This is a genomic window from Vibrio iocasae (assembly GCF_042245395.1).
In the GTDB taxonomy this organism is placed as follows: Bacteria; Pseudomonadota; Gammaproteobacteria; order Enterobacterales; family Vibrionaceae; genus Vibrio; species Vibrio iocasae.
The window spans coordinates 779,666-805,325 of the sequence record NZ_CP145310.1 but is presented as its reverse complement, the minus strand read 5'-3'; the positions used below and the strand labels follow the sequence as shown (position 1 = coordinate 805,325).

Sequence of the window (25,660 nt, the reverse complement as noted above, 5' to 3'; positions counted from 1 at the left end):
GATTATTCTCCCTTCAGAGTCATTGGTAGCCCTGCTGTTACCAGCGTGACTTTTGATACTTGAGCCGCAATCGCCTGGTGCAGCCAACCCGCTTCATCAACGTAACGACGGCTGATCTCTCCCATTGGAACAACGCCACAGCCTACTTCATTGCTTACAAGTAGCACCTGCCCCGGCAGTTCAGAAAGTGTTTGCAAAAACTCCGCTTTGACCTCAGACCACTCAGTCTCTGTGTCTCCGAAAAGAGAGTTACTAAGCCATAGCGTAAGACAATCCACCAGAATGCAGTTATCCTCTTTACTGTGTTTTTTCAGTGCATTAGAAAGTGCAAAAGGTTCTTCTATCACCTGCCACCCAGCCGGGCGTTGCGCTTTATGCAGTTCAACTCGTTTTGCCATCTCATCATCGCGAACTTCTGACGTAGCGATATAGATAACTGGCTTTCCAGATTCTTTGGCAACTCTTTCTGCGTAGCTACTTTTGCCTGATCGAGCACCGCCAAGGACAAGTTCCACTCTATTTTTTGAATCACTCACAAGCCCGTTCCTTTTCTGGTTGTCTCATTTTATGTTCGGCTAACGCATTTAAAGCTGCATCGAGTTTTTCCCACTGTTCATCATCAGACGGAAGGCCAAAACGAATCGCGTTTTTCTCGTCACACAATCGTGTTAACACCTGTTGGGTACAAAGGAACTCATGGAATTCAGCTGCGTTGTCCAGATAAACCGTAGTAAAAAGCTGCGTTCCCGCTCTATGGCAATCAAGTCGAGTATCTAATAGCTGATTAAGTCTTTCTGACGAAGCTTGTATCATGGATGCAGTTTCTCGCTGCCATTTTTCATCATTTAGCGCTTTTTTCATCACCCAGCGTGCCGGACCAGTTACTGTCCAGGGGCCAAGCGCTTCCTCTAGCAGAGCCTTAATAACTGACTTTGCAAAAACAAAACCGACTCTCGCACCCGCTAACCCAAAGAACTTGCCGACAGAGCGAAGCACAATCAGATGTTCGTTATGTGACGATTCATCCAGCACCGAGATATCGGGAGTACAATCTGCAAAGGCTTCATCGACGATCAGATAGCCACCTTTGCTTTGTTTATCATGCAGAACTTTCTGCAATTCGCTTTGCTCGGTAAATCTTCCGCTAGGGTTGTTCGGATTAATCAGTAGAACCACATCGCAGCTTTCGATTTGTTCCTGTGTTGGGAAGTCATCATAAAACTCAATTTCCCACTCGTTACCGTCTAATTCGTAGCTACTCCAGGCATGCTGGTGCTCTTTATATCCGACTCTTGGCAAGGCAATGGTTCCACATCGCCCCATCTCAAGCGTAATCACGCCCGGTAGAGCCATAATTGCCGCCTGAGAACCTGCAACCGCAACGGGTTCACATGCAGTACCGTAATAAGACTGGGCTGCCGTTTCCAATCCATCATTGGTTTCCGGAAGTCGATTCCAGACAGATTCCGGAATCTCTCCAACCGGATAGGTAAAGGGGCTAACCCCGGTAGAAAGATCAATCCAGTCCGATGGATTAGTACCAAATCGCGCAGCTATCTCTATCAGATTTCCGCCGTGTTTAATCGCCATTAAACGACTCCTGTAATGACGCATACCAGCCATATATAACTTAAGGTAAAACTACCGCGCTCAACCAACTGGTTAGCAAGCGGTATGGAGTCTGCTTTTGCATACTCCCCGATTCCCATCGGCTTTTTATCGTGCAGCACACCATGGTAATAAGTGGGGCCGCCAATCGTCACCTTCAGCGCTCCCGCTCCTGCTGTCATGACGACGCCACCATTGGGGCTGCTGCACTCTTTCGCCTGATTTTTCCAGCAAGCTATCGACTTTCTAAAACTGCCCTGAGATGCGTAAACCAATGCCGTTATACGAGCTGGTATCCAACCTAAAAAGTCATCGATTTTTGCGCTGATGTAACCAAAGTTCAAGTACTTATCGTTCTTGTAACCCCACATGGCATCAAGCGTGTTCGACAATCGAAGCAACACCGCACCCGGAGCACCAAAAATAAGGAACCAGAACATGGGTGCGAAAACAGCGTCGTTGCCGTTCTCTAGTACCGACTCAATGGCAGAGGAAGTGATCTCCTTCTCTTCCATTTTTTCGGTATTGCGGCTCACAATCATGGATACCTGATAACGTGCGCCATCGATATCTCCCGCTTTAAGAGGTTGATAGATGTTGTCGGCATGCTCAATTAGACTGCGCCCACCAATGGTGAGGTATAAGATAACCGTATTCAAAACAAACCAAAGTGCGTAGTGAACCTGCAGAGCTAACGAAACCAGATAAGCGGTTACGAAAACTAGAGGAACAACAGCCAAAGTCCAGGCGAGAAACCCCTGCTGACTTTCACTAAGGAACCGAATATCGCGACAAAACGATTCGATACGCTTAGCCAGATTGCCAAAACCCACGAGCGGATGAAAACGCTTAGGCTCACCCAGCCACTTATCCAGCCAAAGCGCGCAGACTAATATCCATGCGCCCGCTAGCAGGCTATCGCTCGTGGACAAAACCGTATCAGGCAACATCGGCTCTTTCACCAGACTCAGTCAAATCAGAGATATCAACAAAGTCAGGGATATCCCATTCGTCAGCCAGGTAGTTATTTGCTAACGCCCACGCTTTCACCTCTTCGTTAAGCGGAACCAACTGGGCATTCTGAATAGATTCTGAATGATGCTGAGCTATCGACTGGAACATAGCAATGTTTTCGACCAGAACCCATTCAACTTCAGGTAAAGCATAGTGTTGTGCTTCGCTGTCCATGCGGCCTGCAAGATAGAACTTATCTTTTTCACCAAACGCCTTCTCTTCGCTTAGTGTTAGCGTCATCGCCTTATCAGAAACACTTTCTGGACGAATGCCAATCTCACTTAATGCGTTCCTAACATAGCGGTTGTTACTGCCCATTGGCATCGGGAACTTGCGGATATCCCAGTTGTTTTCCTGCACCGCTCTCCACCACACTTTGAATGATGGCAGGTCGCTAAAACTCAACTCAGACAACGATGACAGGTACTCTAAATCTTCGCTATCAATCAGGGATTTCACTGGCATGTTTTCTACTGCAATCACTTCAGCACCCGCATTTCGAAGTGCTTTTAGCTCTTCGTACTGACCGCAAGTCAGCATTCTTACGCCAGTAAGCGGAAGCTGATTGCGCCAATCCAGTTCGTCGGCCTGCTCTACAACTTCACCGATGATTACTAACGCCGGGCCACGATACCCTGCCTTTTCGACGTTATCAGCGATAGTTTCCAAAGTGCCTGTAATACAACCATGATCAGCACTGGTCGCAGAACTTATTAAAGCAATTGGTGTGTCCTTGCTTTTACCGTTTTCAATCAGGCTCTTAGTATGCTCTGCAAGCTTTTTAGCACCCATATAAAGCACCAATGTACCGCCATCCGGGCCAAGACGGCTCCATGAGTTAAGCGCCTTGGTGTTCTTGTGACCACTAACAAAGGTCACGCTTGAAGCGACGCCACCACTAGTTAGTGGAAAGCCTGAGTAAGAAGCCGCACCCAGAGCAGCGGTGATTCCCGGTACAATTTCGTACGGAATGCCCTTGCTTTTGAGATCACGACACTCTTCTGTCGTGCGGCCAAAAATACAAGGGTCGCCAGCTTTCAAGCGAGCCACTCGCTTGCCAGCAAGAGCAAACTCAAGCACGTCAGGATGCATTCCGTAATCGATATGAGTGCCCTGATAACCTAAGTAACCTACCTGATGAAGTTGAACACCTTCTGGAATGGTAGATAAAATTGCAGCGCTCACCAGTTTGTCGTAACAAACCACATCACAGTCAGCGAGCAGTTGTTTTGCGCGGCAGGTAAGCAACCCCGGATCGCCTGGCCCTGCTCCGATTAAATAGACTTTGCCTTTATTCATGGGAATCTCCTTCCGCTACCGGCTCTGATTCAACCACTTTGGCTTTACGACAAGCGTGAGAGAAAGTCGGGTCATAAAGTTTAGAATCAACGAAGTCATCGATAGCAAATACCTTACTCACAATGATCATCGCTGTAGACTTGATGTTTGCTTCATGCATCTTTTCAGCAATATCTGCTAACGTACCACGAATAATACGCTGCTCAGGATGAGAGGCTTTTTCGACTACGCAAACAGGCCAGTTTTGAGGATAAACGTCGCTCAGTTCGCGAACCACCTTACGAATCAGAGTTGCGCTCAGGAACAGACACAACGTCGCCTCGTGGTTAGCCAAAGATTTCAGATTCTCTTTCTCCGGCACTGGTGTTCTGCCTGATGCGCGAGACAAGATAATGGTCTGACACTCTTCTGGAAGGGTTAACTCCTGACCTAGTGCTGCTGCGGATGCCTGAAACGATGAAACGCCCGGAATCACTTTCCAGTCGATACCCAACGCGTTTAGTCTGCGAGTCTGTTCAGCAAGAGATGAGTAAATAGACAAATCCCCAGTCTGAACTCTCGCAACATCTTCACCGTTTGCATGAGCATCTGTGTAGACTTTAGTGATGTCATCCAGATCCATGCTTGCTGAGTCATAAACTCGTGCATCCGGACGAGCACGTTCAATTACGGCTCTAGGTACAAGGCTACCGGCATACAGAATAACCGGACAAGTTTCTACCAACTTAGCGCCTTTGACGGTAATCAAATCCGGATCGCCCGGTCCGGCACCTATAAAATAAACGGTCATACTACTTCCTCGCCTTTTTGTTTCAGGTCTTTTGATTCTTGTTTTAGGGAACGTCCCGGAGTTTGCCCTTCACGGGTTTCTCCGTCTTCCAGTGTGTATTTGTTCTTGTATCCGCGCGGTGTCACGATTAGATCGTTAAAACGGTAACTGCTTTCGTTACCAACAATGACCGCCGCGTTCATACCAAATTCAAGTTCAGTAAACTTATCCAGCGTAGAAAGTTGTACGCTTTGCTCTTCACGATAAGCTGCATTCACAACCGCTACAGGCGTATCTGCCGGACGGTGCTTGAGCAAAATCTGCTGCGCTTCAATAATATGGTTCTGACGTTTTTTAGAGCGCGGGTTGTAGAAAGTAATCGCAAAATCAGCCATTGCTGCGGCTTCGATTCGACGAGTAATCACTTCCCATGGTGTCAACAGATCTGAAAGAGAAATGGTACAGCTATCGTGACCTAAAGGCGCACCTACCAGCGAGGCACAAGCGTTGGCCGCAGTAATACCCGGAACGGTTTCGACTTCAATATCGATATCCTGAGAAGAGAGAAGCTCAAACACCAGTGGAGACATGGCATACATACCTGCATCACCAGAACAAACCAGTGCTACGTCCTTGCCTTCCTGAACGTGTTTGATAGCTGCATCTGCGCGCTGCCACTCTTTAGTCATGCCAGTTCTGACAAGCGCCTGCTTATCTATCAAGGATGCGATCAGTTTTACGTACAAGCCGTAACCAACCACCACATCGACACTTTTAATGACTTCTTGTGCACGAACGGACATCAGATCCAAACTACCAGGACCCAGTCCCACCAAATAAAGTTTAGCCACCGTTAGCCTCCTCAGCCGGTGCTTTCAGACGAATCAAGCCCTGATCGATCTGAGTGAAAATTATGTCTGTCACCTCTTTGGTTGACAGAAGATTAAATGATTCGCCATCCTCGCCTTCCGCGATTTGCACGTCACAGAGATCCGATAACTGCGTTTTTATCTCAACCATGTCTTTAACAAAGTGATTTCCGGAAACCAGCAAGAGCGGGATAATGCGAAGTAGCAGTGCGGTATCTGAGTTCAGAGACTCAATACGACGCTGAACTTCTGCTTTTACCAAATCAAACGGCATTGCTCCTTCTAAGGAACAAGAGATATTTTTTTCCGACAGTCGGGATAGCAAGTTGTCACAATAGTCGATAGCCTGATGACCAGCGTTATCCAGATAAGGCGCGCCATGGTGGATAAACAGGTTAATGTCACTACCTTCAGCAAACCTTTTGTTCATACCAGAAAGCAGATCACTGGCTCTATGAGTGTGATGGACTATGGCCGGCGTATACTCGATAGCGGATAGAGAGAAGTTGCGGAAACCTTCTACAATCATTTCCACCTGTTTGTGTTCATCTGTCGGGAATACATAGCAAGAGACAACCAAAATACGTTGATACCCTTCCATATCCAAAGAAGCCAGAACCGAAGGCAGGTGTTGATACTCTTGCCCTTTTGCCGCCAGTTTTTTAATCACCATACGAGAGCTAACCGCCATACGTACTTCGCACTGAGGATAACGGCTCTGAACCTTACCCATCAGTTCCTGATATCTGCGTTGCTCTACGACAGAGCCAAAGCAACTCAGTACAATTGCGGTTCCTTTGGTGTAGTGTCTTAGTCTTTTCATTTATTCGTTCTCGGCCTCTTCAATTGCCGCAAAATATTTGTTCTCAATTAGTTCTTTTAGTGGCCTGTCTTCTGACAAAGCGACAAACACATCTCGCCATTGCTGCTCGGTAAACTCTTCCACACCACGCAGCCATTGAGCATGGTTCGAAGACGGATTATCTGAGCGTTCGTAAATCACCATGGTCGAACGATTGCGACATGCTCCGGCACACATGGTTCGGCTTATTTTGATTCGCTTTTCGCCTTTTGACAGGCCAAGCTCTTTCAGGATTCCGCGCAGATCGTGGGCAAGATTTTTACTTCCCGCTTTTGCGCATCGCTTGCCTTCACAAAGCAAAATATGGTGCTTGTGGAATAGCATCGGTCTGTCGAGATCAACATGCTTGGGTTTGCACTGGTAACCTTCAACAACCTCATTGCCATGGGCATTAATTTTGATTTCTTTAGTTTCGATCTTATTAGAAGAAGCCGACTGCGTTTTCTCACCATGGCGCTCTTCACTGCCATGTTTCTTTTCGCCAAACCAGTTTTTACGCTTATGACGAACCAGAGACTCGCTAAACTCTTTGCGACAACAAGCCACTGTCATATTGAAACCGTCAAGCTTGAATGCCCACTTAGCGACGACCAGTTTATTGGTATCACTGAGCTTAAGCGCGGCAGCTTCGGCAACCGAGTTACTACCAGTTACTTTTTTCACGTAATCTGAAGGGTTTTCAATGCCCTCGATGCCATCAAGTTCTTCAGCAGCAAAGGTAATAAAAGGCCACTGCATTTCTGCTGACAGTTCGTTCAACCCAACTTCGTCTGCCTTTAGCTCAATACTCGCAATGGCCTGAACAGAATCAAGATCAAGGTTAAACTCCTCACTAAAAGCTTCTAATCCCGCTTTTAGGGTAGAAATCGGTGTATTGCGGTCACATCCAAGTCCAAGAACCAGTGACTTAGGACGCCATAAGACCAGCTTATTGTCCCAGTCTGAAATCTGAGGAGATTTACGGTCACTGATTAAGATAGCTCCGCTAAAGTCGTCGCTCTTAATGCCTTCTAAAGAGGTGTGAGTAAGAATGTTGGCAGGCATACGCTTTTCGTATTTCCACCAGTTTCTCTCCCCTGTTTCCTGAGCAACAATCACAGGTTCGTCATTTACAACCGCAGCGGAAACCTTGGTAATGGAGGGTTCGGAGATTGAGTCCAGTTTCCAGCCAAATGGTGCGCCCAGCATATCGGTAGAGATGTTTTCAGAAACATCGGATGCTGTAGTAATCACTGGAGTAGCTTTGACAATATGTGCCACACGCTCCGTTAGTTCGTTGGCACCACCGCGATGGCCGGAAAGCAATGAGATAGCAAACGTTGCCTGTTCGTCTAAGCAGACAACGGCCGGATCGGTTCGTTTATCTTCAATCAGCGGAGCGATCATGCGGCTGACAATACCAGTCGCACAAATGAAGATATGCCCGTCATACTGATTAAAGCGCTCTGCGATAAAACCAGACAGTGGCAGGTTTAATAGCTGCGCACTTTCAATATCATCAAAAGCAACAGGTGCAACAAACAGGTCAGCAAAAGGTAGCGCTCGTTTAAGCTTTTCGCCCTGCTTTGCTCCGGTTGCGGTAATCGCGTAAATAGCCAGTTTCATTATAAATACCAGTTACGCTGCTGATTGCTTGCCACGAAGAACACCACGACGCGCGCGGATAGAAAGCTGAACCATAGAGAAGTAGCGGTGCTCTTGCGGAACATCATCCAGATTTCGGTAGATCTCTTCCTTATCAGTGCTTGCGTGAGATACGTAGGTTGCAGTGTCTTCAAGGCCAAGCTCTTTTAACTTCGCTGAAAGCGCCTCGATCATACGTCCCGCTTTGATAAGCATAATGGTGTCGAACTCTTTGACTAACGACTCAAGACAGTCAATTCCGTACGTTGCAGGTACAACGCAGAAGCGCTCTTTACCGTCAGCCAGAGGGATCTTCGTTGCAGCAGGTACAGCTGTAATAGATGTTACACCCGGTACGATGACAGGAACTACATCCGGTGCAATCTCTTCCAGCTCTTCCTGAATGTAGGCCCAGGTACTAAATACGGATGGGTCACCTTCCGTAACAAAAACGACTGACTTGCCCTGCTTTAGTCGGTCAAGAATCGTCAAAGCAGCTGACTGCCATGCCGGAACATTGATAGAAGCATCACGAGTCATTGGGAAATGAAGGAAGCAGTGCTCTCCCTTAATCTCTTTTTCTGCGATTGCGCCAGTCACAATTTCCCATGCAAACGAATCGGCTTTGCCTTTGTTCTTCTCAGGAATCGCCACAACGTCCGCTTCCTGAATCAGGCGCGCGGCTTTAAGGGTCAGTAACTCACTGTCTCCTGTTCCTACACCAACTGCGTATAGTTGACCGAATTTATTGTTATTCATCGTTCTCTCCCGGAGACTGTTGCGTTTTTACAAATGAAAAAAGGTGAATAGGGTTTTCTGCCTGATAGCGTTGGTAGTGCGCTAGCGGCTGTGTATTTGAAATATTGATTAGCTGAGCATCAAAACTGAGTTCGTTGGTTTTTGCCCACTGATAGATTTCGGTTACTGTGTCCATGGTCACTGCGGTAACGACTAATCGTCCCGAATCTAGTAACGAAGCCCATGAATAAGAAAGAATGGCGTCCATTGCACCACGGCTACCACCAACAAAAACCGCATTGGGTTTTGGTAAATCAATCAGCGCAACCGGAGCTGGCTCCGTCACTAGCTGAACATTGTCGGTACCATGGGCGCAAATATTGGCTTCAATACTGTTAAAGCAAGCTTCGTTACACTCAACAGCAAACACCTTGCCCTGAGTTGCAAACTTCGCAGATTCTATTGATATCGAACCAGAGCCTGCACCAATATCCCAGACAATGTCTTCCTGACCAATACGCATTGCGCTAAGCGCCAAGTGTCTTACCGACTGTTTAGTAATCAATCCTTTTTGAGGCATTCTCTTAAGGAAGCTCTCATCAGAAGCAAACTGACCGTTACCACCCCATAGTGCTTTGCTCTCTCTCTGAGCTACGAGAATGTTGAGCTTGTCGAACTCGATATCACTGCTTACCAGTTCATCAACGGTAAAAGTTCGAACCTGTTCTGACGTGCCGCCCAACTGCTCACAAACGGTTAACTTCCAGTTTGTCTCGTAAAAGTTTTGCATGTGGCGGGCAATAACTTGCGGTGTATTTTTGTAATCGGTAAGAATGGCGAACAAACTGCCTTGCTGCATTCTGGCAACCAGTCCATTCAACGGTCTTCCATGACAAGAGATGTATGCGGCTTCATTCCAGGGTAAACCCATTTTAGAAAACGCCAACTGAGCCGAGCTTTGCGTCGGAATAAAGGCCAGTTCATCGGCAGGCAATTTCTTAAGCAAAGTAGTACCAATGCCGAAGAAGAGCGGGTCACCAGATGCTAGAACAACAACATCGCCCTCTTCACTCTCGTCGATCACTTCATTCATCCACTCAGAAAACCCCTGAGTCATATCCAGAAATACACCGTCAAACTGAGGAAACCACTCGATATGACGGGGATGACCAGCAACCACTCTTGCTTGTGATACTACGCTCACTGCACGGCTAGTTAGGCTTAAACAACCATCCTCAGGAACACCGATGACAACAATACTCGCCATAGTTTTTATACCGTCTGATAAAGAAGTGCGTGAATCGTCGATACCACAATCGGGCTGCCACCTTTGCGGCCTTCGCTTAGGATATAAGGTACTTTTTTCTGCTCAAGCAACGCTTGTTTAGACTCGTCCGCTTTTACAAATCCAACCGGAATGCCCACGATAAGTGCCGGTTTGATTTCGTCTGCTTCAACCATTCTCAGGATTTCATAAAGCGCCGTCGGAGCGTTACCAATACCAATGATTGCACCGTCTAACAGGCCAAGGTCACGTGCTTTACGCATTGCCCAAATAGCGCGTGTTTCACCCTTCTCTTTTGCGGTTGCAATAACGCCCTTATCACTGATAAAGCAGTAGGTCTGATTGTTGTTTACCGCAAGTCTCTGAGCACTGATACCGCTGGTGATCATGGTGACATCGCTAATGATCGGAGAGCCCGCTTTAAGCGCGCTGATACCCGCTTCAACCGCACCAGGGCTAAACCTAAATAACTTAGCGAACTCGAAATCACCAGTTGTGTGAATAGCTCGTCTCACTACCTGCCACTGCTGTTCATCGTAGCTATGACCACCGTGAAACTTTTGGATCTCATCATCAATGATTGCGAATGAGCCGTTCTCTATTACTCGTCCCTGACGAGTCATTTGTTGCATTGAATCCATAGTATTACCGTCTGAAAGATCTTTTAATTCCTGCTGTTCGTGAACCGTACTTTCACCACGAGCACATGCCAGTGGAGAGCCATCAAAATCGATAAGAATCACCTCAACCTGAAGCGCATCTGCAACATACTTACTCGCATGCATTCTGGCTTCTTCACACAGTTGGGTTAGAAATGGCTTTGGTTTGTGTTCACGTACCAGTTCTAATACGTGTCGCCCTGTATTTGCGTCAGCAATTTGCTGGCACAGGGATTCTGATAATTTTGCTTCCTGAGCAAGTTCGCTCAAATGTTTAAAGTCGATGGCGTGGCCGGAAACATGAGTCATCATCCGGCCAGATGTCAGCTTGCCGAGCTTACCAATCATGGTAACCAGCGATATTTTTTTAAGGCCGTAGCGCTTTCCTGCGCGAAGGCCTACACCGATGAAATCACCTGCCTGAATAAAGGCCATATCCCCTAACTCAGGAAACTGAGTCATAGCTGCTTTTTCCGAGCGACTACCCGTTGTCAAAACAACTTGTTCCAGCCCGTTAGCCCGGGCGATCTGCACCGATTGTCTTACCGACGCTGCATACGCAGATGTTGAATAAGGCTTAACGGTACCGCGCGTTCCCAAAATCGAAATGCCTCCAATCAAACCAAGTCGCTCACTAATGGTTTGCTTCGCAGCTTCGAGGCCGCCAGGAACAGAAATGGTTAACTCCAGACCTTTTTCATCACGCAATTCATCAGGTGCTTTCGCCCATTCAAGTTCGGCCATTTCCAGGATATTGGCTTTCGGTACAGGGTTAATGGCCGGCTCGCCAACAGGTAGTTCTAGTCCGGGAAGCGTCACCGTGGCAACGCCTTCTCCCCCTTTAAGGTGGATACCTGTTTCACCGTTCCAGCGCGCAATGCATTGAATTTCAAGACCATGAGTACAATCAGGATCGTCACCAGCATCCTTAATCACACCCGCAATTACCTGTTCAATATTGTCTAACTCGTTTGTTTCCAATCGTGCTAAAGGAAAGGTGACAAGATCACGATTGGGCAGCTTAATTTCTATCTCGGTAAGCAGTTCGCGTGTAATAAGCGCTCTTACCGCAGCTCTCGCAGCCGCAGCAGCACATGCACCTGTGGTATAGCCCCAGCGCAGTTCTGAATTGTTTTTTGAACGCTTTAATTTGCCCACTTACTATTTCCTTAATGCATACGACTTATACAGAAAGTTGGTATACATCGAATTTTACTTACAGCTAGGGCAGGAGAAATCGCATGACAAGACGACTCTGAGTGCTCCCGCCCAGGTTGTTCTATAGTTGAGTATTCCATTTAGCAGGTTCTGACTTACGAACTCTTCTGTATCTGGCTTCATTCGTTGCTCGGATACAAACGGTCCGCTTACAGTTGCGGGTACAGTCCAGGACTTTCACCTGATTCACTTTTAACTTACTGCTGCGAAATCACCCGTATTCGCTAAGCACTAAATAGATGTGAGAAGTTTCTCACATGAATAAATTCACTAAATTGATACTTATCAATTTTGACAAAAAGATAAATACTTAACTCATTTTTTGAGTTGCTGATAAATATTGACCACAAAACAATACATATATAACCCTGTCAAAATAGTTAGAGAGATGGAATATATTTATCGACAAACAGCCAATATTTATCTGGGTCCTATTTTTTAAACATCTACTAGTGTTTCTTCTTCATCTTTCAGTGATGCCCTGAACTCCTGAGGTGTGGTGTTGTACGCGTTTTTGAACACCTTACAGAAGTAGCTAGCCCCTGAAAAACCGAGGTTGTGTGCAATTCTGGAGATAGACCAGTCACTGTATTGCAGCATTTTTTTAGCACCAACCATGCGCTGTTGATTTACGTAGGCGTTAAAGCCAATTTTCATCTCTTTTTTAAACAGCTTACTAAAATAATGCGGACTTAAATAAACGTGATCAGCCACTTCTTCTAGTCTTACATCTTCAAAAAAATGTGCCTCAATATATCTGAGCGCTTTTTTAATTTTACTGTCGTGTGGTTGATTCCCTTCATTGGACTTAAACAAAGTTCTTACATCGTATTTGTCGTTAATAACAACAAAGTCCATGTGTTTTTTAATTGAATCATCCACCAATGTTTTTAGCAGATCAGCAGCAGAAAATATTTTTGAATAGTCTGCGACCGGAATATTGTTGTAGTCCTCAATAAGCTCTGCGTTCTTCATCCACTTCATGTCTACTGGCTGAATATCGCCAAGCTCAGCACTGCTAGAGCCACTCGATACCCGCACCTGACCACATAACACAAACCCGATTAAGTGGCCTCCGACTATTAATGGAATAGACAAATCAACTAAACCTGCGTGACAACGGTAAATACACGGTTTATTTGATTTAGAAGCTTCTAGTCCCCCGCATCGATCACTTTCAATGCATCTGGCATACAATTCAGGTGTCTTTCTGATCTTCTGGCAGAAGTTGGTAAAGTTAAAGCAAGCCGACACTTCTTTACCATCTATATCTACCAGCACCACAGCTAACCCGGTTGCATTGGCAAAATCCTGCAACACCTTGTTTATTCCCTGTGACTCCAGGAAGCTTTCCGGTCGGTTCATTAGAGTTTTCCTATTATTGTTATGCTCAATGTGACGTTAAATCCGAGTTTACATTACAGCACTCTATACTCGTTGTGACCGATATCAAGGGGACTACTACTTATTCACTAAACTAAAAATAGCCTAGTTTGTTGTCGCCTCTGGCAAGTTTTTGGTGATAAGCATGCGGTACCCGCCCCCACCAATGATTGCACCTATTAACGGAGCAAATATAGGAACAAGGAAGTAAGGAATATCTCTTGCTCCAGTGAAGGCTACATTGCCCCACCCCGCCATCCAGGCAAAGATTTTCGGTCCAAAATCCCTTGCCGGGTTCATAGCAAATCCAGTTAATGGCCCGGTTGCCGCGCCAATCACTGCAACCAAAATACCAATAAGAAGTGGTGCCATTGCGCCTTTCGGTACGCCATTTCCGTCATCGGTCAGCGCAAGAATCAAAGCCATCAATGTAGCAGTGATAACGATCTCGACGATAAATGCGCGCCAGATAGTGATGCCAGGATTAGCGTAAGTACTGAATATACTGGCCAGATAGAGGCTCTCTTCACTACCACGTACCATACCTTCCGCCTGCTCATAAGCAGTGAACAGATCTGCGTAGATTAGGTAGCACATTGCGACACCGAAAAAAGCGCCCGCTGTCTGAGACAGTACATAAGGAATTACTTTTCTCTTTTCAAAGTTCGCAAACAACCACAAACCAAGCGTTACTGCTGGATTGAGGTGTGCACCCGAAATACCTGCGCTTAGATATACTGCTAATGAAATACCTAAACCCCAGGTAATACAGATTTCCCAAAGACCAAAACTGGCACCGGCTACTTTAATCGCAGCCAAACAACTTGCACCAAAAAATAAAAACAGACCTGTACCTAAGAACTCCGCAATACACTGTCCTTTTAATGTATCTTTCATATCATTTTCTTCCGGTAGTTCCATCAACTCGTTATTAAGGGGGAGCTGACAGAATAGTGTTATGGTTAAATTGTTATGAGTTCTCTGGTACTTGTTCTCGTTTGGAATACAACTCGTCTTTCCGCTGCTTAATATACGTCATTTCAATAGCAATAAATTGTCATCCTAATCTTCAAATAACACTATTTTGCCCATCTACAATGCAACAATATTGTCCTTTATCTTTGAATAAAACATTACATCTATCTGTTTTTATTGCATTTGTATAAATTTGAAGCAACAAAAATTTATTGTCATCACCTAAACCTCAATTTGTTAAGGCGATCATAAATAGGCCAAAAATTTAACCTAGATCTCGAATGTTAAAATAATCACTGAGTATTTTTTGTTATTCCTGATTTTCATAAAACTAACGGTTTTATGGGCCTTCCACCGCTGTCGGAACAATTTTTTCACATAGCATTGATGATTTTTTTCCATTTATTGCCCTCCAAGTGCGCAATTTTTTTTCTTCGACTGCGTATAGATTTAGTTCCCGAGTTCTCATGTTCGAAAAAACAAACACCAAATTAAATATCGAGGTAATTATGCAACAAGAAGCATTAGGCATGGTTGAAACTAAAGGTCTTACAGCAGCAATCGAAGCAGCAGACACAATGGTTAAATCAGCAAACGTAGATCTAGTTGGTTACGAAAAAATCGGCTCTGGTCTGGTTACCGTTATCGTTCGCGGTGACGTAGGTGCGGTTAAAGCAGCAACTGACGCTGGTTCTTCTGCAGCAGCTAACGTAGGTGAAATCGTAGCGACTCACGTAATCCCACGTCCACACACTGACGTAGAGAAAATCTTACCTAAAGGAATTGAGTAATGGATAGCAACCTGGTCGACGAAGTCATGGCTCAGGTTATGGCGAAAGTCAAAGGCGCAGATACAACATCTGACCAGCAAGAAATAGAACGAGGCAAAAAAATGGAAAAGACGTGTGGTTTAACTGAATTCGTCGGAACAGCAATGGGCGACACTATCGGCCTGGTCATCGCAAACGTGGATAGCGAAGTTCTGGACGCAATGAAGCTTGAAAAGCGCTACCGCTCTATCGGTATTCTGGGTGCACGTACTGGTGCAGGCCCACAAATCATGGCTGCGGACGAAGCAGTAAAAGGCACTAACACTGAAGTAGTTTCTATCGAACTGCCACGTGACACAAAAGGCGGTGCTGGCCATGGTTCTCTAATCATCTTTGGTGGTGACGATGTCTCTGACGTTCGCCGCGCAATCGAAGTAGCACTTAAAGAAATCGACCGTACGTTTGGCGATGTATACGCAAATGATGCAGGTCATATCGAACTTCAATACAGCGCTCGCGCAAGCTACGCACTGGAAAAAGCGTTCGGTTCACCACTTGGTAAAGCATGTGGCGTAATCGTAGGTGCACCAGCAGCGGTTGGCGTACTAATGGCAGATACAGCAGTTAAGTCTGCAAACGTAGAAACGGTTGCATACAGCTCTCCGGCTGGTGGCACTAGCTTTAGTAACGAAGTGATCCTAATCATCTCTGGTGATTCAGGCGCAGTTCGTCAGGCGGTAACGTCTGCTCGCGAAGTAGGTAAAACTCTACTTTCTGCTATGGGTGACGAGCCAACTAACAGCCGTCCATCTTACATCTAAGGACTGACAGGGGTCGTTCCATGAAATCAAAACGATTTGAAGAGTTAGCAAAGCGCCCTGTTAATCAGGATGGCTTTGTGAAGGAATGGGTTGAAGAAGGCTTTATCGCAATGGATAGCCCGAACGATCCAACTCCTTCGATTAAAATTGTAAACGGTGAAGTTGTCGAACTGGACAGCAAACCAAAATCAGAATTTGACCTGATTGACCACTATATCGCTGAATACGGTATCAATCTTGAAAATGCTGAAAAAGTAATGGCCATGGATTCTGCAAAGCTTGCAAACATGCTTTGTGATCCGAACGTTGCTCGCGATGAAATCATCCCTCTGACGACATCAATGACACCTGCGAAGATCGTAGATGTGATGTCTAAGATGAACGTGGTTGAGATGATGATGGCGATGCAAAAAATGCGCGCCAGAAAAACACCTTCTCAGCAGGCCCACGTAACAAACGTGAAAGACAACCCTGTACAGATCGCAGCAGATGCAGCAGAAGCAGCACTTCGCGGATTTGATGAGCAGGAAACTACCGTCGCGGTAGCGCGTTACGCGCCATTTAACGCCATTGCCCTTCTTGTGGGTTCTCAGACAGGTCGTCCGGGCGTACTGACTCAGTGTGCTCTTGAAGAAGCAACCGAGCTTAAGCTAGGTATGCTTGGTCACACTTGTTACGCAGAAACCATCTCTGTTTACGGTACTGAACCTGTATTTACTGATGGTGATGATACACCTTGGTCTAAAGGCTTCTTAGCGTCATCTTACGCTTCTCGTGGTATCAAGATGCGCTTTACATCAGGCACAGGTTCTGAGGTACAGATGGGTTATGCAGAAGGCAAGTCCATGCTGTATCTGGAAGCTCGCTGTATCTACATCACTAAAGCGGCTGGCGTACAGGGTCTGCAGAACGGCTCTATCAGCTGTATCGGTATTCCAACAGCGGTACCTTCAGGTGTTCGTGCTGTGCTAGCAGAAAACCTAATCTGTTCAGCAATCGACCTCGAGTGTGCGTCTGGTAACGACCAGACATTCTCACACTCTGAGACTCGTCGTACTGCTCGCCTGCTTATGCAGTTCTTGCCAGGTACTGACTTTATCTCATCTGGTTACTCGTCTGTACCTAACTACGACAACATGTTCGCAGGTTCCAACCAGGACGCAGAAGACTTCGACGATTACTTAGTACTTCAGCGTGACCTTAAAGTGGATGGTTCTATGAACCCGGTTCGCGAAGAAGAAGTGGTTGCGGTTCGTAACAAGGCAGCACGTGCAATTCAGGCAGTGTTCAAAGGCATGGGTCTTCCTCCAGTAACAGACGAAGAAGTAACTGCAGCGACTTACGCACACGGCTCTAAAGATTATCCAGACCGTAACATGGTTGAAGATATCAAGGCAGCTCAGGAAATCATTGATGAAAACCGCACCGGCCTTGAAGTGGTTAAAGCGCTTTATGACGGTGGTTTCCAGGATGTTGCTCAGGCTGTACTGGATATTCAGAAAGCGAAAGTGGCGGGTGACTACCTACACACTTCAGCAATCATTGGTGAAAACAACAAGGTTATCTCTGCTGTTAACGACGTTAACGACTACGCAGGTCCTTCAACAGGATACCAGATGAGCTCGGAACGCTGGGAACAGATTAAAGATATTCCTGCTGCTATCGATCCAAACGAGCTGGGTTAAGGAGACTGACAATGGAATTAAATGAAAAATTACTGCGTCAGATTATCGAAGACGTAGTGAGCAATATGCAGGTTGGTCAGCCTCAGGCTGTTTCTTTTGATAAGCCTGCTGCTGAAGCAACCACTAGCAATTTCTTAACAGAAATTGGTGTTGCTCAGCCTAGCACTAAGCGTGACGAAGTAGTTATCGCTGTCTGCCCTGCGTTCGGTATTTCTCAGACTGAAAGCATCGTAGGCGTACCTCATCCGAGTATTCTTCGCGAAATGATCGCGGGTATCGAAGAAGAAGGTCTTAGTGCACGTGTTGTTCGTTGCTTCAAGTCTTCTGATGTTGCGTTTGCAGCAGTAGAAGGTGAGCACCTGAGTGGCAGCGGTATCTGCATCGGGATTCAGTCTAAAGGTACGACGGTAATCCATCAAAAAGGGCTACCACCTCTTTCGAACCTTGAGCTGTTTCCGCAGGCACCACTTTTGACTCCGGAAACTTACCGTCTGATTGGCAAAAACGCGGCTAAATACGCGAAAGGCGAAACGCCTCAACCTGTACCAACAATGAACGACCAAATGGCTCGTCCTAAGTATCAGGCTAAGTCAGCTCTGCTGCATATTAAGGAAACTAAGCACGTTGTGGTTGGTAAGCCTGCAGCAGAACTTCAGGTCGCGGTTTAAGAAAGGATATGACGATGAATTCAGATGCAATTGAATCAATGGTTCGCGATGTACTTGCGAAAATGAATAGCCCTGAAGCAGCATCGCCTGCACCTGCGGCTAGCTCACCAGCAGGAAGCGTTTCCGTCAGTGATTATCCTCTGGCAGAAAAGCGCCCTGATCTGGTGAAAACTTCAACTGGTAAAACGGCTGATCAAATTACGCTGGAAGGCGTAATGAATGGTCAGGTAGACAGCAATGATGTTCGTATCACTCCTGAGGTTCTGCGAATCCAGGCAGATATCGCACGTTGTGCTGGCCGTGAACGTCTTGCAGTGAACTTTGAGCGAGCTGCAGAACTGGCGGTAGTTGAAGATGAGCGCGTATTAGAAATCTACAACGCGCTACGCCCTTACCGTTCTTCTAAACAAGAACTGCTGGATATCGCCCGTGAACTTGAAATCAAGTATCAGGCAACAATCTGCGCGGGTTATGTCCGCGAAGCAGCTGAGCGTTACGAAGAGCGTAAGAAGCTGAAAGGCGACGACTAATTCGCCTTAACTCTTCCCTCCTAAGCTCCTTATTGTTGGGTGGAGGGAAGAGCTTTTTTATAAGAACTCTTTCCATAAGAAAAATGACGAAATAAACGGAAGTATCATGACTTATATTGTTGGTGTCGACATCGGTAACTCTTCAACAGAAGTAGCGTTAGCTAGCGTTGAACATAATGGATTAGAAGAATTTGTTGCCAGTGCACTGACAGAAACCACGGGAATCAAAGGCACTAAGCAGAACCTTGTGGGTATATACAAAGCTCTGAATCTGGTCGTAGAGAAGGCTGGATTAACGGTCAAAGATCTTGACCTGATAAGAATTAATGAAGCAACGCCGGTTATTGGCGACGTTGCTATGGAGATGATTACAGAAACCATCATCACCGAATCGACAATGATAGGTCACAACCCTAAGACACCTGGCGGATTAGGCATAGGTGCAGGTGAAACCATCTCAATCGGCGATCTGCTAACCAAAGACAATTCCAAACCCTACATTCTGGTCGTGCCGAAAGAGGTCGACTTTGCCGATGTTGCAGCCATGATTAATGCCTCTTCAAACGCAGGCTATCAGATTGTTGGCGCTATCTTGCAAAAAGACGACGGCGTGCTGGTCAACAACCGTCTGGACAAAGTCATTCCGATTGTCGATGAAGTCAGTTACATCGACAAAATCCCTATGGGTATGAACGCCGCTATTGAAGTGGCCGCACCGGGACAGGTGATAAGAACCCTGTCAAACCCATACGGTATTGCCACTATGTTTGATTTAACGCCGGAAGAGACAAAAAGCGTCGTTCCGGTTGCCCGGGCACTGATCGGTACACGTTCTGCGGTGGTAGTGAAAACGCCAGAAGGCGATGTAAAAGCAAGAACAATCCCAGCCGGTGCCCTATCTATCTTTAGTGAAGGCAAAACACTAACAATCGAAATCACTAAAGGCAGTGAAGCCATTATGGATGCGGTTGGTGCCAGCGGAAAAATCGACAACGTAACGGGTGAAGCCGGAACCAATATTGGTGGCATGCTGGAAAATGTTCGCCAAACAATGGCAGAGCTAACCAACAAACCAACCAACGAAGTATTCATTCAGGATCTGTTAGCAGTAGATACCTTTGTGCCAGTGAGCGTAAAAGGCGGACTTGCAGGTGAGTTCTCGCTGGAGCACGCGGTTGGCATCGCGTCTATGGTGAAATCAGACCATCTTCAAATGGCACGCATTGCCGAAGAGATCCACAATACACTGAACATAGATGTTCAGATTGGAGGCGCAGAAGCTGAAGCCGCTATTTTAGGCGCGCTCACCACTCCGGGAACCGATAAGCCTATGGCGATTCTGGATCTGGGCGCAGGTTCTACCGACGCATCTATCATCAATTCCAGCGGCGATATCATTGCTATCCACCTTGCAGGGGCCGGTGAAATGGTCACCATGATTATCGCTGCTGAACTCGGACTGGAAGACCGTTATCTGGCGGAGGACATTAAGCGCTACCCACTGGCTAAAGTGGAGAGCCTTTTCCATATCCGCCATGAAGACGGCACAGTTCAGTTCTTCGAAAAGCCACTGCCTGCGGAAGTCTTTGCCCGCGTTGTTGTGGTTAAAGAGGATAAGTTTATCCCGCTCAGTGGCGACTTACCTCTGGAAAGAATTAAGGCTATCCGACGCTCTGCGAAATCTAGGGTTTTCGTCACTAACTCTATCCGTGCACTTAAGTCCGTTAGCCCAACAGGCAATATCCGTGATATTCCATTCGTGGTTCTGGTTGGTGGCTCTTCGCTGGATTTCGAAATCCCTCAACTAGTAACAGACTCACTGGCGCACTACAACCTGGTTGCCGGGCAGGGCAATGTTCGCGGATGTGAAGGCCCTCGTAATGCGGTAGCAACAGGTCTTATTTTGTCTCATGTGAAAGGGGATAAATAATGAATCTGTACGTCGATAACAAGCCTTCCATTTTGATTCGTCATATCGGCAGTGAATTTCCAGTCCAGTGGCAGGAAGTACTGTTCGGTATTGAGGAAGAGAGCATTCCATTCCAATTAGAAGCCATTGACGAAAGCAACCTGATTAGTCAGGCATACGAGGCTTCTCAACTTTCCGCTCTTTCAGTGGGCATCGCTTGTACTGGTCAGAACATGGTGATTCACCAGAAGAATCTGCCAGACAGCACCCCACTCTTCACTGCAAACGCAACAGAAATTCAAAACAGTGCCGTACTCAGAGCACTAGGGAACAACGCCGCCCGTTTAGTAAAAGGCATTCCATTCAAAATCACATTCGACCAGACAGGAGAATAGAAGTGAAAGTTTCTCTCGGTTTATTAGAAGTTAAAGGGCTGGCACTGGCGATAAACACCGCTGATGCAATGGCTAAATGTGCAGCGATCAATATGGTTGGTATCGACACCGCTAAAGGTGGTGGTTGGATGACCATCAAGGTAACCGGAGATGTTGCAGCAGTTCAGGCTGCGGTTGCAACCGGTGCAGCTCTGGCAGAGCAAGGCAACGGTTTTGTTGCTCAGAAAGTGTTGTCTCGCCCTGATGCAAAACTTCTGGCTAGTGTGGTTCCGGTAGAAAAGCCTGAGCCAGCACCACAAGATGATGCACCACAGGAGCAGGAGCCTGAAGAGGAAAAACCAGAACCTGAGCCTGAAAAACAGGAGCCGGAAACAGAGTCAGAAGAAGCTGATCTAGAAGAAGTTGCTCTCGAAGAAGATAAAGAAGATAGCCCAGAGGAAACAGCTCCGGAAGATAACGCTCCGGTAGAAACTGAACCACAACAAGATGCGGAAACAGTTGAGGAACAAAGAGTAGCAACCTGCAATCTTTGTCAGGACCCTGCATGCCCGCGTAAGAAAGGCGAACCACACGTAGACTGTATTCACGAAGGTAAGAAGAGATGATCAACGAAAAAGCGATCAATGAGCAACAGGTTCGCGAAACCATTGAAACTGTATTTGATGAAATGCGTCACCGCCCTATACCGGTTGGCATTTCTAATCGTCATATCCACCTGTCGGAACCCGACTTCAAGGCGCTGTTCCCAGGCAATGACCTAACAGTAAAGAAAATGCTGCTTCAGCCAGGTCATTACGCCGCGGAAGAAACAGTAACTGTTAAAGGACCGAAAGGACAACTGGAGCGCGTTCGCGTACTTGGACCACTGCGTAGCGCAACACAGGTTGAACTTTCAGCAACAGACGCGCGTGTTCTTGGTGTAAAAGCGCCACTTCGCATGTCTGGCGCATTGGATGGTACACCGAGCGTAACCCTAATCAGTGAATTTGGTCAGATAGAACTGTCTCAGGGCGCTATCGTAGCGGTAAGACATATTCATATGTCACCACTGGATGCACTGGTCTACAACGTAAAACACGGTGACACCGTAAGAGTCTCTATTCAGGGAACACAGCGTAAAACCGTATTTGATGATGTTGCCATTCGTGTTGCTCCTGAGTTGGTTTTAGAAATGCACATTGATACCGACGAAGCAAATGCTGCAGATGTAGGTAACAACTCTGCATTTGCGATTTTACTTGGTTCAGCTGAGTAAGGAGCGAGCAAGTGAGTTATAGCCCCAACCAGTGTAAGAATGCTCCCGATGTCTCGATGATTGTTGAAGCAGTCATCAAGATGCTGGAAAAACGCGAAGGTGCGGTTTTTAAAACCAATATCACCGCTCTGGGTGAAGGCCTTTCACCGTCCATCTATACCGGATACAGCGTGCTATCTATTTCATTGGCCGACCTCTCTTTTTTGAGCAAGCTGGCTATGGCTGACGACAGTAGCAAAGCGGTGAAAACGGTAATGGATGCAATCTCATACGGTATGAGCCTTCAAATCAGCATTCATGAAAATCTGCTATCCAGAATACCGGTTACCCGTTTATCCGGCTTACCGGTTACTTACTTTGACCAGTTAGGGCAACAAGTTCACACCACTACACGCAAGGTTATTGATTACTCCATGGTAGTGGGTCTAAACGGCAAATGGCTGCTAACGCCTTCAGGTTCGTTAGTCACAGCCCTTGCAAATGAAACGCTGATTCAGCGTCAAATTAAATTGATTAAGGCGGAGTAGATTATGCAATTAGCAAAAGTAGTTGGTTCCGTTGTATCCACTCAAAAATCACCATCACTGATTGGCAAAAAACTGCTGATTATCCGCCCTATTCGTGGCGATGGCTCCTTCCCCGAAGATGCGCACCTATCTGATGAAATTGCGGTTGATTCCGTTGGTGCGGGCGAAGGGGAACTGGTTTTTGTGACTCGCGGCTCTTCAGCACGTCTTGCTATCGACGGTATGGGTGATGCAGTTGATGCTGCCATTGTTGGTATCGTTGATTCGCTGACTTATCAGGAGGATGTGTAAGTCATGGCTATCTATACGAAAAAAGGCGACGCAGGCCAAACATCTTTAATCGGTGGCGTTAGAGTCTCCAAAGCCGATGCACGAGTCGATACTTACGGCACGATTGATGAGTTGAACTCTTGCCTGAGTTTTGCCCAAAAATCGGTAAAAGATGAGTACAACCGCCAGCTTCTGGAACAGATCCAGCACCAGCTGTTTTACCTTGGGGCTGAGGTAGCTGACTCTGGTAACGGCAAAAATAAGCAGCAACGCTTTGTCGAAATTGAAGATATTGAAGCGCTTGAAAAAGCGGTCGATCGTTGCATGTCTGCCCTACCACCGGTAAACAGCTTTGTTTTGCCCGGTGCAACTGAATCCGGTAGTCGTCTGCATCTTGCAAGAACCATCGCTCGTAGAGCGGAACGTCGCCTTGTTGAGCTGACACAGACAACTAACGTTCGTCCGGTTGCCCTTAAGTACCTGAACCGTATGTCAGATTTTCTGTATGCCGTATCAAGGTTAGAAGATCACATCGCTTATACAGAAGCCTTAGTAAATACGGTGGTTGAGAAATACCAGCAAGCCGTTTCTGAAGGCTCATATACGGAAAATCAGCAATCAGAACCAGGCGAAACAAAAATGAAACCACCCGTTGAAGATCCGTCATCGCTAGGGTTTATCCGCGTACATCAGATGTTGAAGCAAGCTGTTGGGGCAGCGCTGAAAATCGATGTACCTGTGGTTATCTCGGTGATGGATGAACATGGTCATCTGATCATCACTTATCGTATGCCTGACTCTCTGTTAGCAAGCATAGAGCTGGCACCTAAAAAAGCATACACAGCTATTGCACTTAAATGTGCGACACACCAGCTACCCGGTTTAATTCAGCCAGGCAGCGATCTTTATCAGTTGGAAGCCATCAGCGAAGGACAGCTTGTTACGTTCGGTGGAGGACTTCCTCTTTATTACAACAACAAAATAATTGGTGCAATTGGTATCAGTGGTGGCTCTGTTGAGCAGGATATCGAAATCGCCACTGCTGCCATTGACGGATTAGAGTTAGAGGAAAAATAGAAATGGATACAACCCAACTAGAAGCCATTGTGCGAAACATACTGGTGGAAAAGTTATCATCGGAAGCTGCACCAGTTGCGAAAACTTCTGACGCAGCGCCATCAGCCGTTAGCGCGACCGAACAAGCGGCCATTTTCAGTGATGTAGACAGTGCAGTAGAAGCGGCGCAAAAAGCGTATCAGCGTTATTTCCAGAGTCCTCTAAAGACACGTATGGCAATTATTTCTGCTATCCGTAAGGAAGTGGCTCCTTTGATTCCTAAACTGTCTGCCGACGCAGCAGCGGAAACTGGGATGGGTAACACGCACGACAAGATCCTGAAAAATCAGGCAGCCCTTGAAAACACCCCAGGTGTTGAAGATTTAACGACAGAAGCGCTGACTGGTGATGACGGTATGGTTCTGTTTGAGTACTCACCTTTTGGTGTGATTGGTTCTATCTCTCCAAGTACTAACCCGACAGAAACCATCATCAACAACACAATATCTATGTTGGCAGCAGGTAACACGGTTTACTTCTGTCCACATCCAGGCGCAAAACTGGTCTCACTGTGGTTAATCGAGAAACTGGAAGAGATTGCATTTAAAGCGAGTGGTATCCGAAACCTTATCGTGACTGTAGCTAAGCCTACGTTTGAATCGACTCAGGCAATGATGGTTCATCCGGGTATTGCACTTCTGGCAGTAACTGGTGGCCCGGGTATTGTAGATGCAGCAATGAAAACCGGTAAAAAAGTGATCGGTGCGGGTGCAGGTAACCCTCCTTGTCTTGTTGACGAAACAGCGGAAATCACAACTGCAGCTCAAAGCATTGTTGCCGGTGCATCTCTGGACTACAACGTCCCTTGTATCGCAGAAAAATCGGTTGTGGTTATCGACAGTGTAGCGGTACGTCTGATCGAACAGATGAAAGTGTTTGGTGCTCATCTGCTGACTGACCCGGCTGACATTGAAAAGCTTCGCAGTGCTTGTTTCAACGGCAGCGCTGTTAATAAGAATATGGTTGGTCGCAGCCCTGCCACTATTCTTGAAGCTGCTGGTTTACATGTTCCGGAAAACGAACCAAAACTGATTATTTTCGAAGCCGCTCAGGATGACTTATTTGTTATTGAAGAGCAGTTAATGCCAGTACTTCCTATTGTTCGTGTAAAAGACTTCGAAGAGGGCCTGGCGCTTTCTCTGAAAATCGAAAACAACCTGCATCACACAGCGATTATGCACTCTCAGAACGTTTCGCGTCTGAACAAGGTTGCGCAGTTAATGCAGACGTCGATCTTCGTTAAAAACGGCCCTTCTTACGGCGGTATCGGTGTAGGTGCAGAGAGCTTTAACACCTTTACTATCGCGACACCAACAGGTGAAGGAACCACGTCAGCTCGCTCGTTTGCTCGTACAAGACGTTGCGTTCTGCATAACGGATTCTCTATCCGTTAATCTCTGGACAAGGATTAA

Annotated in this window: 26 protein-coding genes and 1 riboswitch; of the genes, 13 read left to right on the top strand and 13 right to left on the bottom strand. The window is 46.6% G+C overall.

Features of this window, described 5'->3' with window-relative positions:
- Window positions 1-2 precede the first annotated feature (2 nt).
- The 13 genes from cobU to SNR28_RS03640 form a co-directional block, all read right to left on the bottom strand.
- On the bottom strand, window positions 3-536 hold the full coding sequence (gene cobU / locus SNR28_RS03700) for a bifunctional adenosylcobinamide kinase/adenosylcobinamide-phosphate guanylyltransferase (RefSeq protein ID WP_375749679.1): 534 nt from the start codon (window positions 534-536) through the stop codon (window positions 3-5).
- Window positions 529-1,590, bottom strand: a complete 1,062-nt coding sequence (gene cobD, locus SNR28_RS03695; RefSeq protein WP_375749678.1) for a threonine-phosphate decarboxylase CobD — start codon at window positions 1,588-1,590, stop codon at window positions 529-531. The genes cobU and cobD overlap by 8 nt, the downstream gene beginning before the upstream one ends.
- The gene (gene cbiB, locus SNR28_RS03690; protein ID WP_375749677.1) at window positions 1,590-2,558 is read right to left on the bottom strand and encodes an adenosylcobinamide-phosphate synthase CbiB; all 969 of its coding nucleotides are present in this window, start codon (window positions 2,556-2,558) and stop codon (window positions 1,590-1,592) included. Before cbiB ends, cobD begins: the two co-directional genes overlap by 1 nt.
- On the bottom strand, window positions 2,548-3,921 hold the full coding sequence (cobA, locus tag SNR28_RS03685; protein ID WP_375749676.1) for a uroporphyrinogen-III C-methyltransferase: 1,374 nt from the start codon (window positions 3,919-3,921) through the stop codon (window positions 2,548-2,550). Before cobA ends, cbiB begins: the two co-directional genes overlap by 11 nt.
- On the bottom strand, window positions 3,914-4,711 hold the full coding sequence (cobM, locus tag SNR28_RS03680) for a precorrin-4 C(11)-methyltransferase (protein WP_375749675.1): 798 nt from the start codon (window positions 4,709-4,711) through the stop codon (window positions 3,914-3,916). The genes cobA and cobM overlap by 8 nt, the downstream gene beginning before the upstream one ends.
- Window positions 4,708-5,541: a precorrin-3B C(17)-methyltransferase gene (gene cobJ, locus SNR28_RS03675; RefSeq protein WP_375749674.1), complete on the bottom strand. Its 834-nt coding sequence runs from the start codon at window positions 5,539-5,541 to the stop codon at window positions 4,708-4,710. The genes cobM and cobJ overlap by 4 nt, the downstream gene beginning before the upstream one ends.
- Window positions 5,534-6,382, bottom strand: a complete 849-nt coding sequence (locus SNR28_RS03670) for a sirohydrochlorin cobaltochelatase (RefSeq protein WP_375749673.1) — start codon at window positions 6,380-6,382, stop codon at window positions 5,534-5,536. The genes cobJ and SNR28_RS03670 overlap by 8 nt, the downstream gene beginning before the upstream one ends.
- Window positions 6,383-8,026 (bottom strand): cobalamin biosynthesis protein, encoded by a 1,644-nt coding sequence (locus SNR28_RS03665; RefSeq protein ID WP_375749672.1) that lies wholly within the window; start codon window positions 8,024-8,026, stop codon window positions 6,383-6,385.
- Window positions 8,027-8,038: 12 nt separating this feature from the next.
- A complete protein-coding gene (cobI, locus tag SNR28_RS03660) occupies window positions 8,039-8,803 on the bottom strand; it encodes a precorrin-2 C(20)-methyltransferase (protein ID WP_375749671.1) in 765 nt (254 codons plus the stop codon).
- Window positions 8,796-10,049 carry a precorrin-6y C5,15-methyltransferase (decarboxylating) subunit CbiE gene (gene cbiE, locus SNR28_RS03655; RefSeq protein ID WP_375749670.1) on the bottom strand — a complete coding sequence of 418 codons (1,254 nt, stop codon included), beginning with the start codon at window positions 10,047-10,049 and terminating at the stop codon, window positions 8,796-8,798. Before cbiE ends, cobI begins: the two co-directional genes overlap by 8 nt.
- A 5-nt stretch (window positions 10,050-10,054) precedes the next feature.
- Entirely contained in the window at window positions 10,055-11,884 is a 1,830-nt protein-coding gene (locus tag SNR28_RS03650) for a cobalt-precorrin-5B (C(1))-methyltransferase (RefSeq protein ID WP_375749669.1), read from the bottom strand.
- Between the two features lie 124 nt (window positions 11,885-12,008).
- Window positions 12,009-12,189: riboswitch (cobalamin riboswitch) on the bottom strand.
- Window positions 12,190-12,382: 193 nt separating this feature from the next.
- Window positions 12,383-13,309 carry a PocR ligand-binding domain-containing protein gene (locus SNR28_RS03645; protein WP_375749668.1) on the bottom strand — a complete coding sequence of 309 codons (927 nt, stop codon included), beginning with the start codon at window positions 13,307-13,309 and terminating at the stop codon, window positions 12,383-12,385.
- A 123-nt stretch (window positions 13,310-13,432) separates the two neighbouring features.
- Entirely contained in the window at window positions 13,433-14,224 is a 792-nt protein-coding gene (locus SNR28_RS03640) for an MIP/aquaporin family protein (protein ID WP_375749667.1), read from the bottom strand.
- Between the two features lie 587 nt (window positions 14,225-14,811).
- Between SNR28_RS03640 and pduA the strand changes: the two genes are divergently transcribed.
- The 13 genes from pduA to SNR28_RS03575 all read left to right on the top strand — a co-directional run bounded on the left by pduA (window position 14,812) and on the right by SNR28_RS03575 (window position 25,642).
- A complete protein-coding gene (pduA, locus tag SNR28_RS03635) occupies window positions 14,812-15,093 on the top strand; it encodes a propanediol utilization microcompartment protein PduA (protein ID WP_375749893.1) in 282 nt (93 codons plus the stop codon).
- Window positions 15,093-15,893, top strand: coding sequence for a propanediol utilization microcompartment protein PduB (gene pduB / locus SNR28_RS03630; protein ID WP_375749666.1), 801 nt, complete (start codon window positions 15,093-15,095; stop codon window positions 15,891-15,893). Before pduA ends, pduB begins: the two co-directional genes overlap by 1 nt.
- Window positions 15,894-15,913: 20 nt before the next feature.
- A complete protein-coding gene (locus SNR28_RS03625) occupies window positions 15,914-17,578 on the top strand; it encodes a propanediol/glycerol family dehydratase large subunit (protein WP_375749665.1) in 1,665 nt (554 codons plus the stop codon).
- A gap of 11 nt (window positions 17,579-17,589) precedes the next feature.
- Window positions 17,590-18,246 carry a propanediol/glycerol family dehydratase medium subunit gene (locus tag SNR28_RS03620; RefSeq protein WP_375749664.1) on the top strand — a complete coding sequence of 219 codons (657 nt, stop codon included), beginning with the start codon at window positions 17,590-17,592 and terminating at the stop codon, window positions 18,244-18,246.
- Window positions 18,247-18,260: 14 nt separating this feature from the next.
- Window positions 18,261-18,776, top strand: coding sequence for a diol dehydratase small subunit (locus tag SNR28_RS03615; RefSeq protein ID WP_375749663.1), 516 nt, complete (start codon window positions 18,261-18,263; stop codon window positions 18,774-18,776).
- 106 nt (window positions 18,777-18,882) lie between these two features.
- Window positions 18,883-20,706, top strand: coding sequence for a diol dehydratase reactivase subunit alpha (locus SNR28_RS03610; RefSeq protein ID WP_375749662.1), 1,824 nt, complete (start codon window positions 18,883-18,885; stop codon window positions 20,704-20,706).
- A complete protein-coding gene (locus tag SNR28_RS03605) occupies window positions 20,706-21,080 on the top strand; it encodes a glycerol dehydratase reactivase beta/small subunit family protein (protein WP_375749661.1) in 375 nt (124 codons plus the stop codon). Before SNR28_RS03610 ends, SNR28_RS03605 begins: the two co-directional genes overlap by 1 nt.
- 2 nt (window positions 21,081-21,082) lie before the next feature.
- The gene (locus tag SNR28_RS03600; RefSeq protein ID WP_375749660.1) at window positions 21,083-21,685 is read left to right on the top strand and encodes a BMC domain-containing protein; all 603 of its coding nucleotides are present in this window, start codon (window positions 21,083-21,085) and stop codon (window positions 21,683-21,685) included.
- The gene (locus SNR28_RS03595) at window positions 21,682-22,335 is read left to right on the top strand and encodes a phosphate propanoyltransferase (RefSeq protein WP_375749659.1); all 654 of its coding nucleotides are present in this window, start codon (window positions 21,682-21,684) and stop codon (window positions 22,333-22,335) included. Before SNR28_RS03600 ends, SNR28_RS03595 begins: the two co-directional genes overlap by 4 nt.
- Before the next feature lie 11 nt (window positions 22,336-22,346).
- Window positions 22,347-22,862, top strand: a complete 516-nt coding sequence (gene pduM / locus SNR28_RS03590) for a PduM family microcompartment protein (protein ID WP_375749658.1) — start codon at window positions 22,347-22,349, stop codon at window positions 22,860-22,862.
- Between the two features lie 3 nt (window positions 22,863-22,865).
- Window positions 22,866-23,153: a EutN/CcmL family microcompartment protein gene (locus SNR28_RS03585; RefSeq protein WP_375749657.1), complete on the top strand. Its 288-nt coding sequence runs from the start codon at window positions 22,866-22,868 to the stop codon at window positions 23,151-23,153.
- A gap of 3 nt (window positions 23,154-23,156) precedes the next feature.
- On the top strand, window positions 23,157-24,209 hold the full coding sequence (locus SNR28_RS03580) for a cob(I)yrinic acid a,c-diamide adenosyltransferase (protein WP_375749656.1): 1,053 nt from the start codon (window positions 23,157-23,159) through the stop codon (window positions 24,207-24,209).
- A 2-nt stretch (window positions 24,210-24,211) separates the two neighbouring features.
- Window positions 24,212-25,642: an aldehyde dehydrogenase family protein gene (locus SNR28_RS03575; protein ID WP_375749655.1), complete on the top strand. Its 1,431-nt coding sequence runs from the start codon at window positions 24,212-24,214 to the stop codon at window positions 25,640-25,642.
- The last annotated feature ends 18 nt before the right edge of the window (window positions 25,643-25,660 follow it).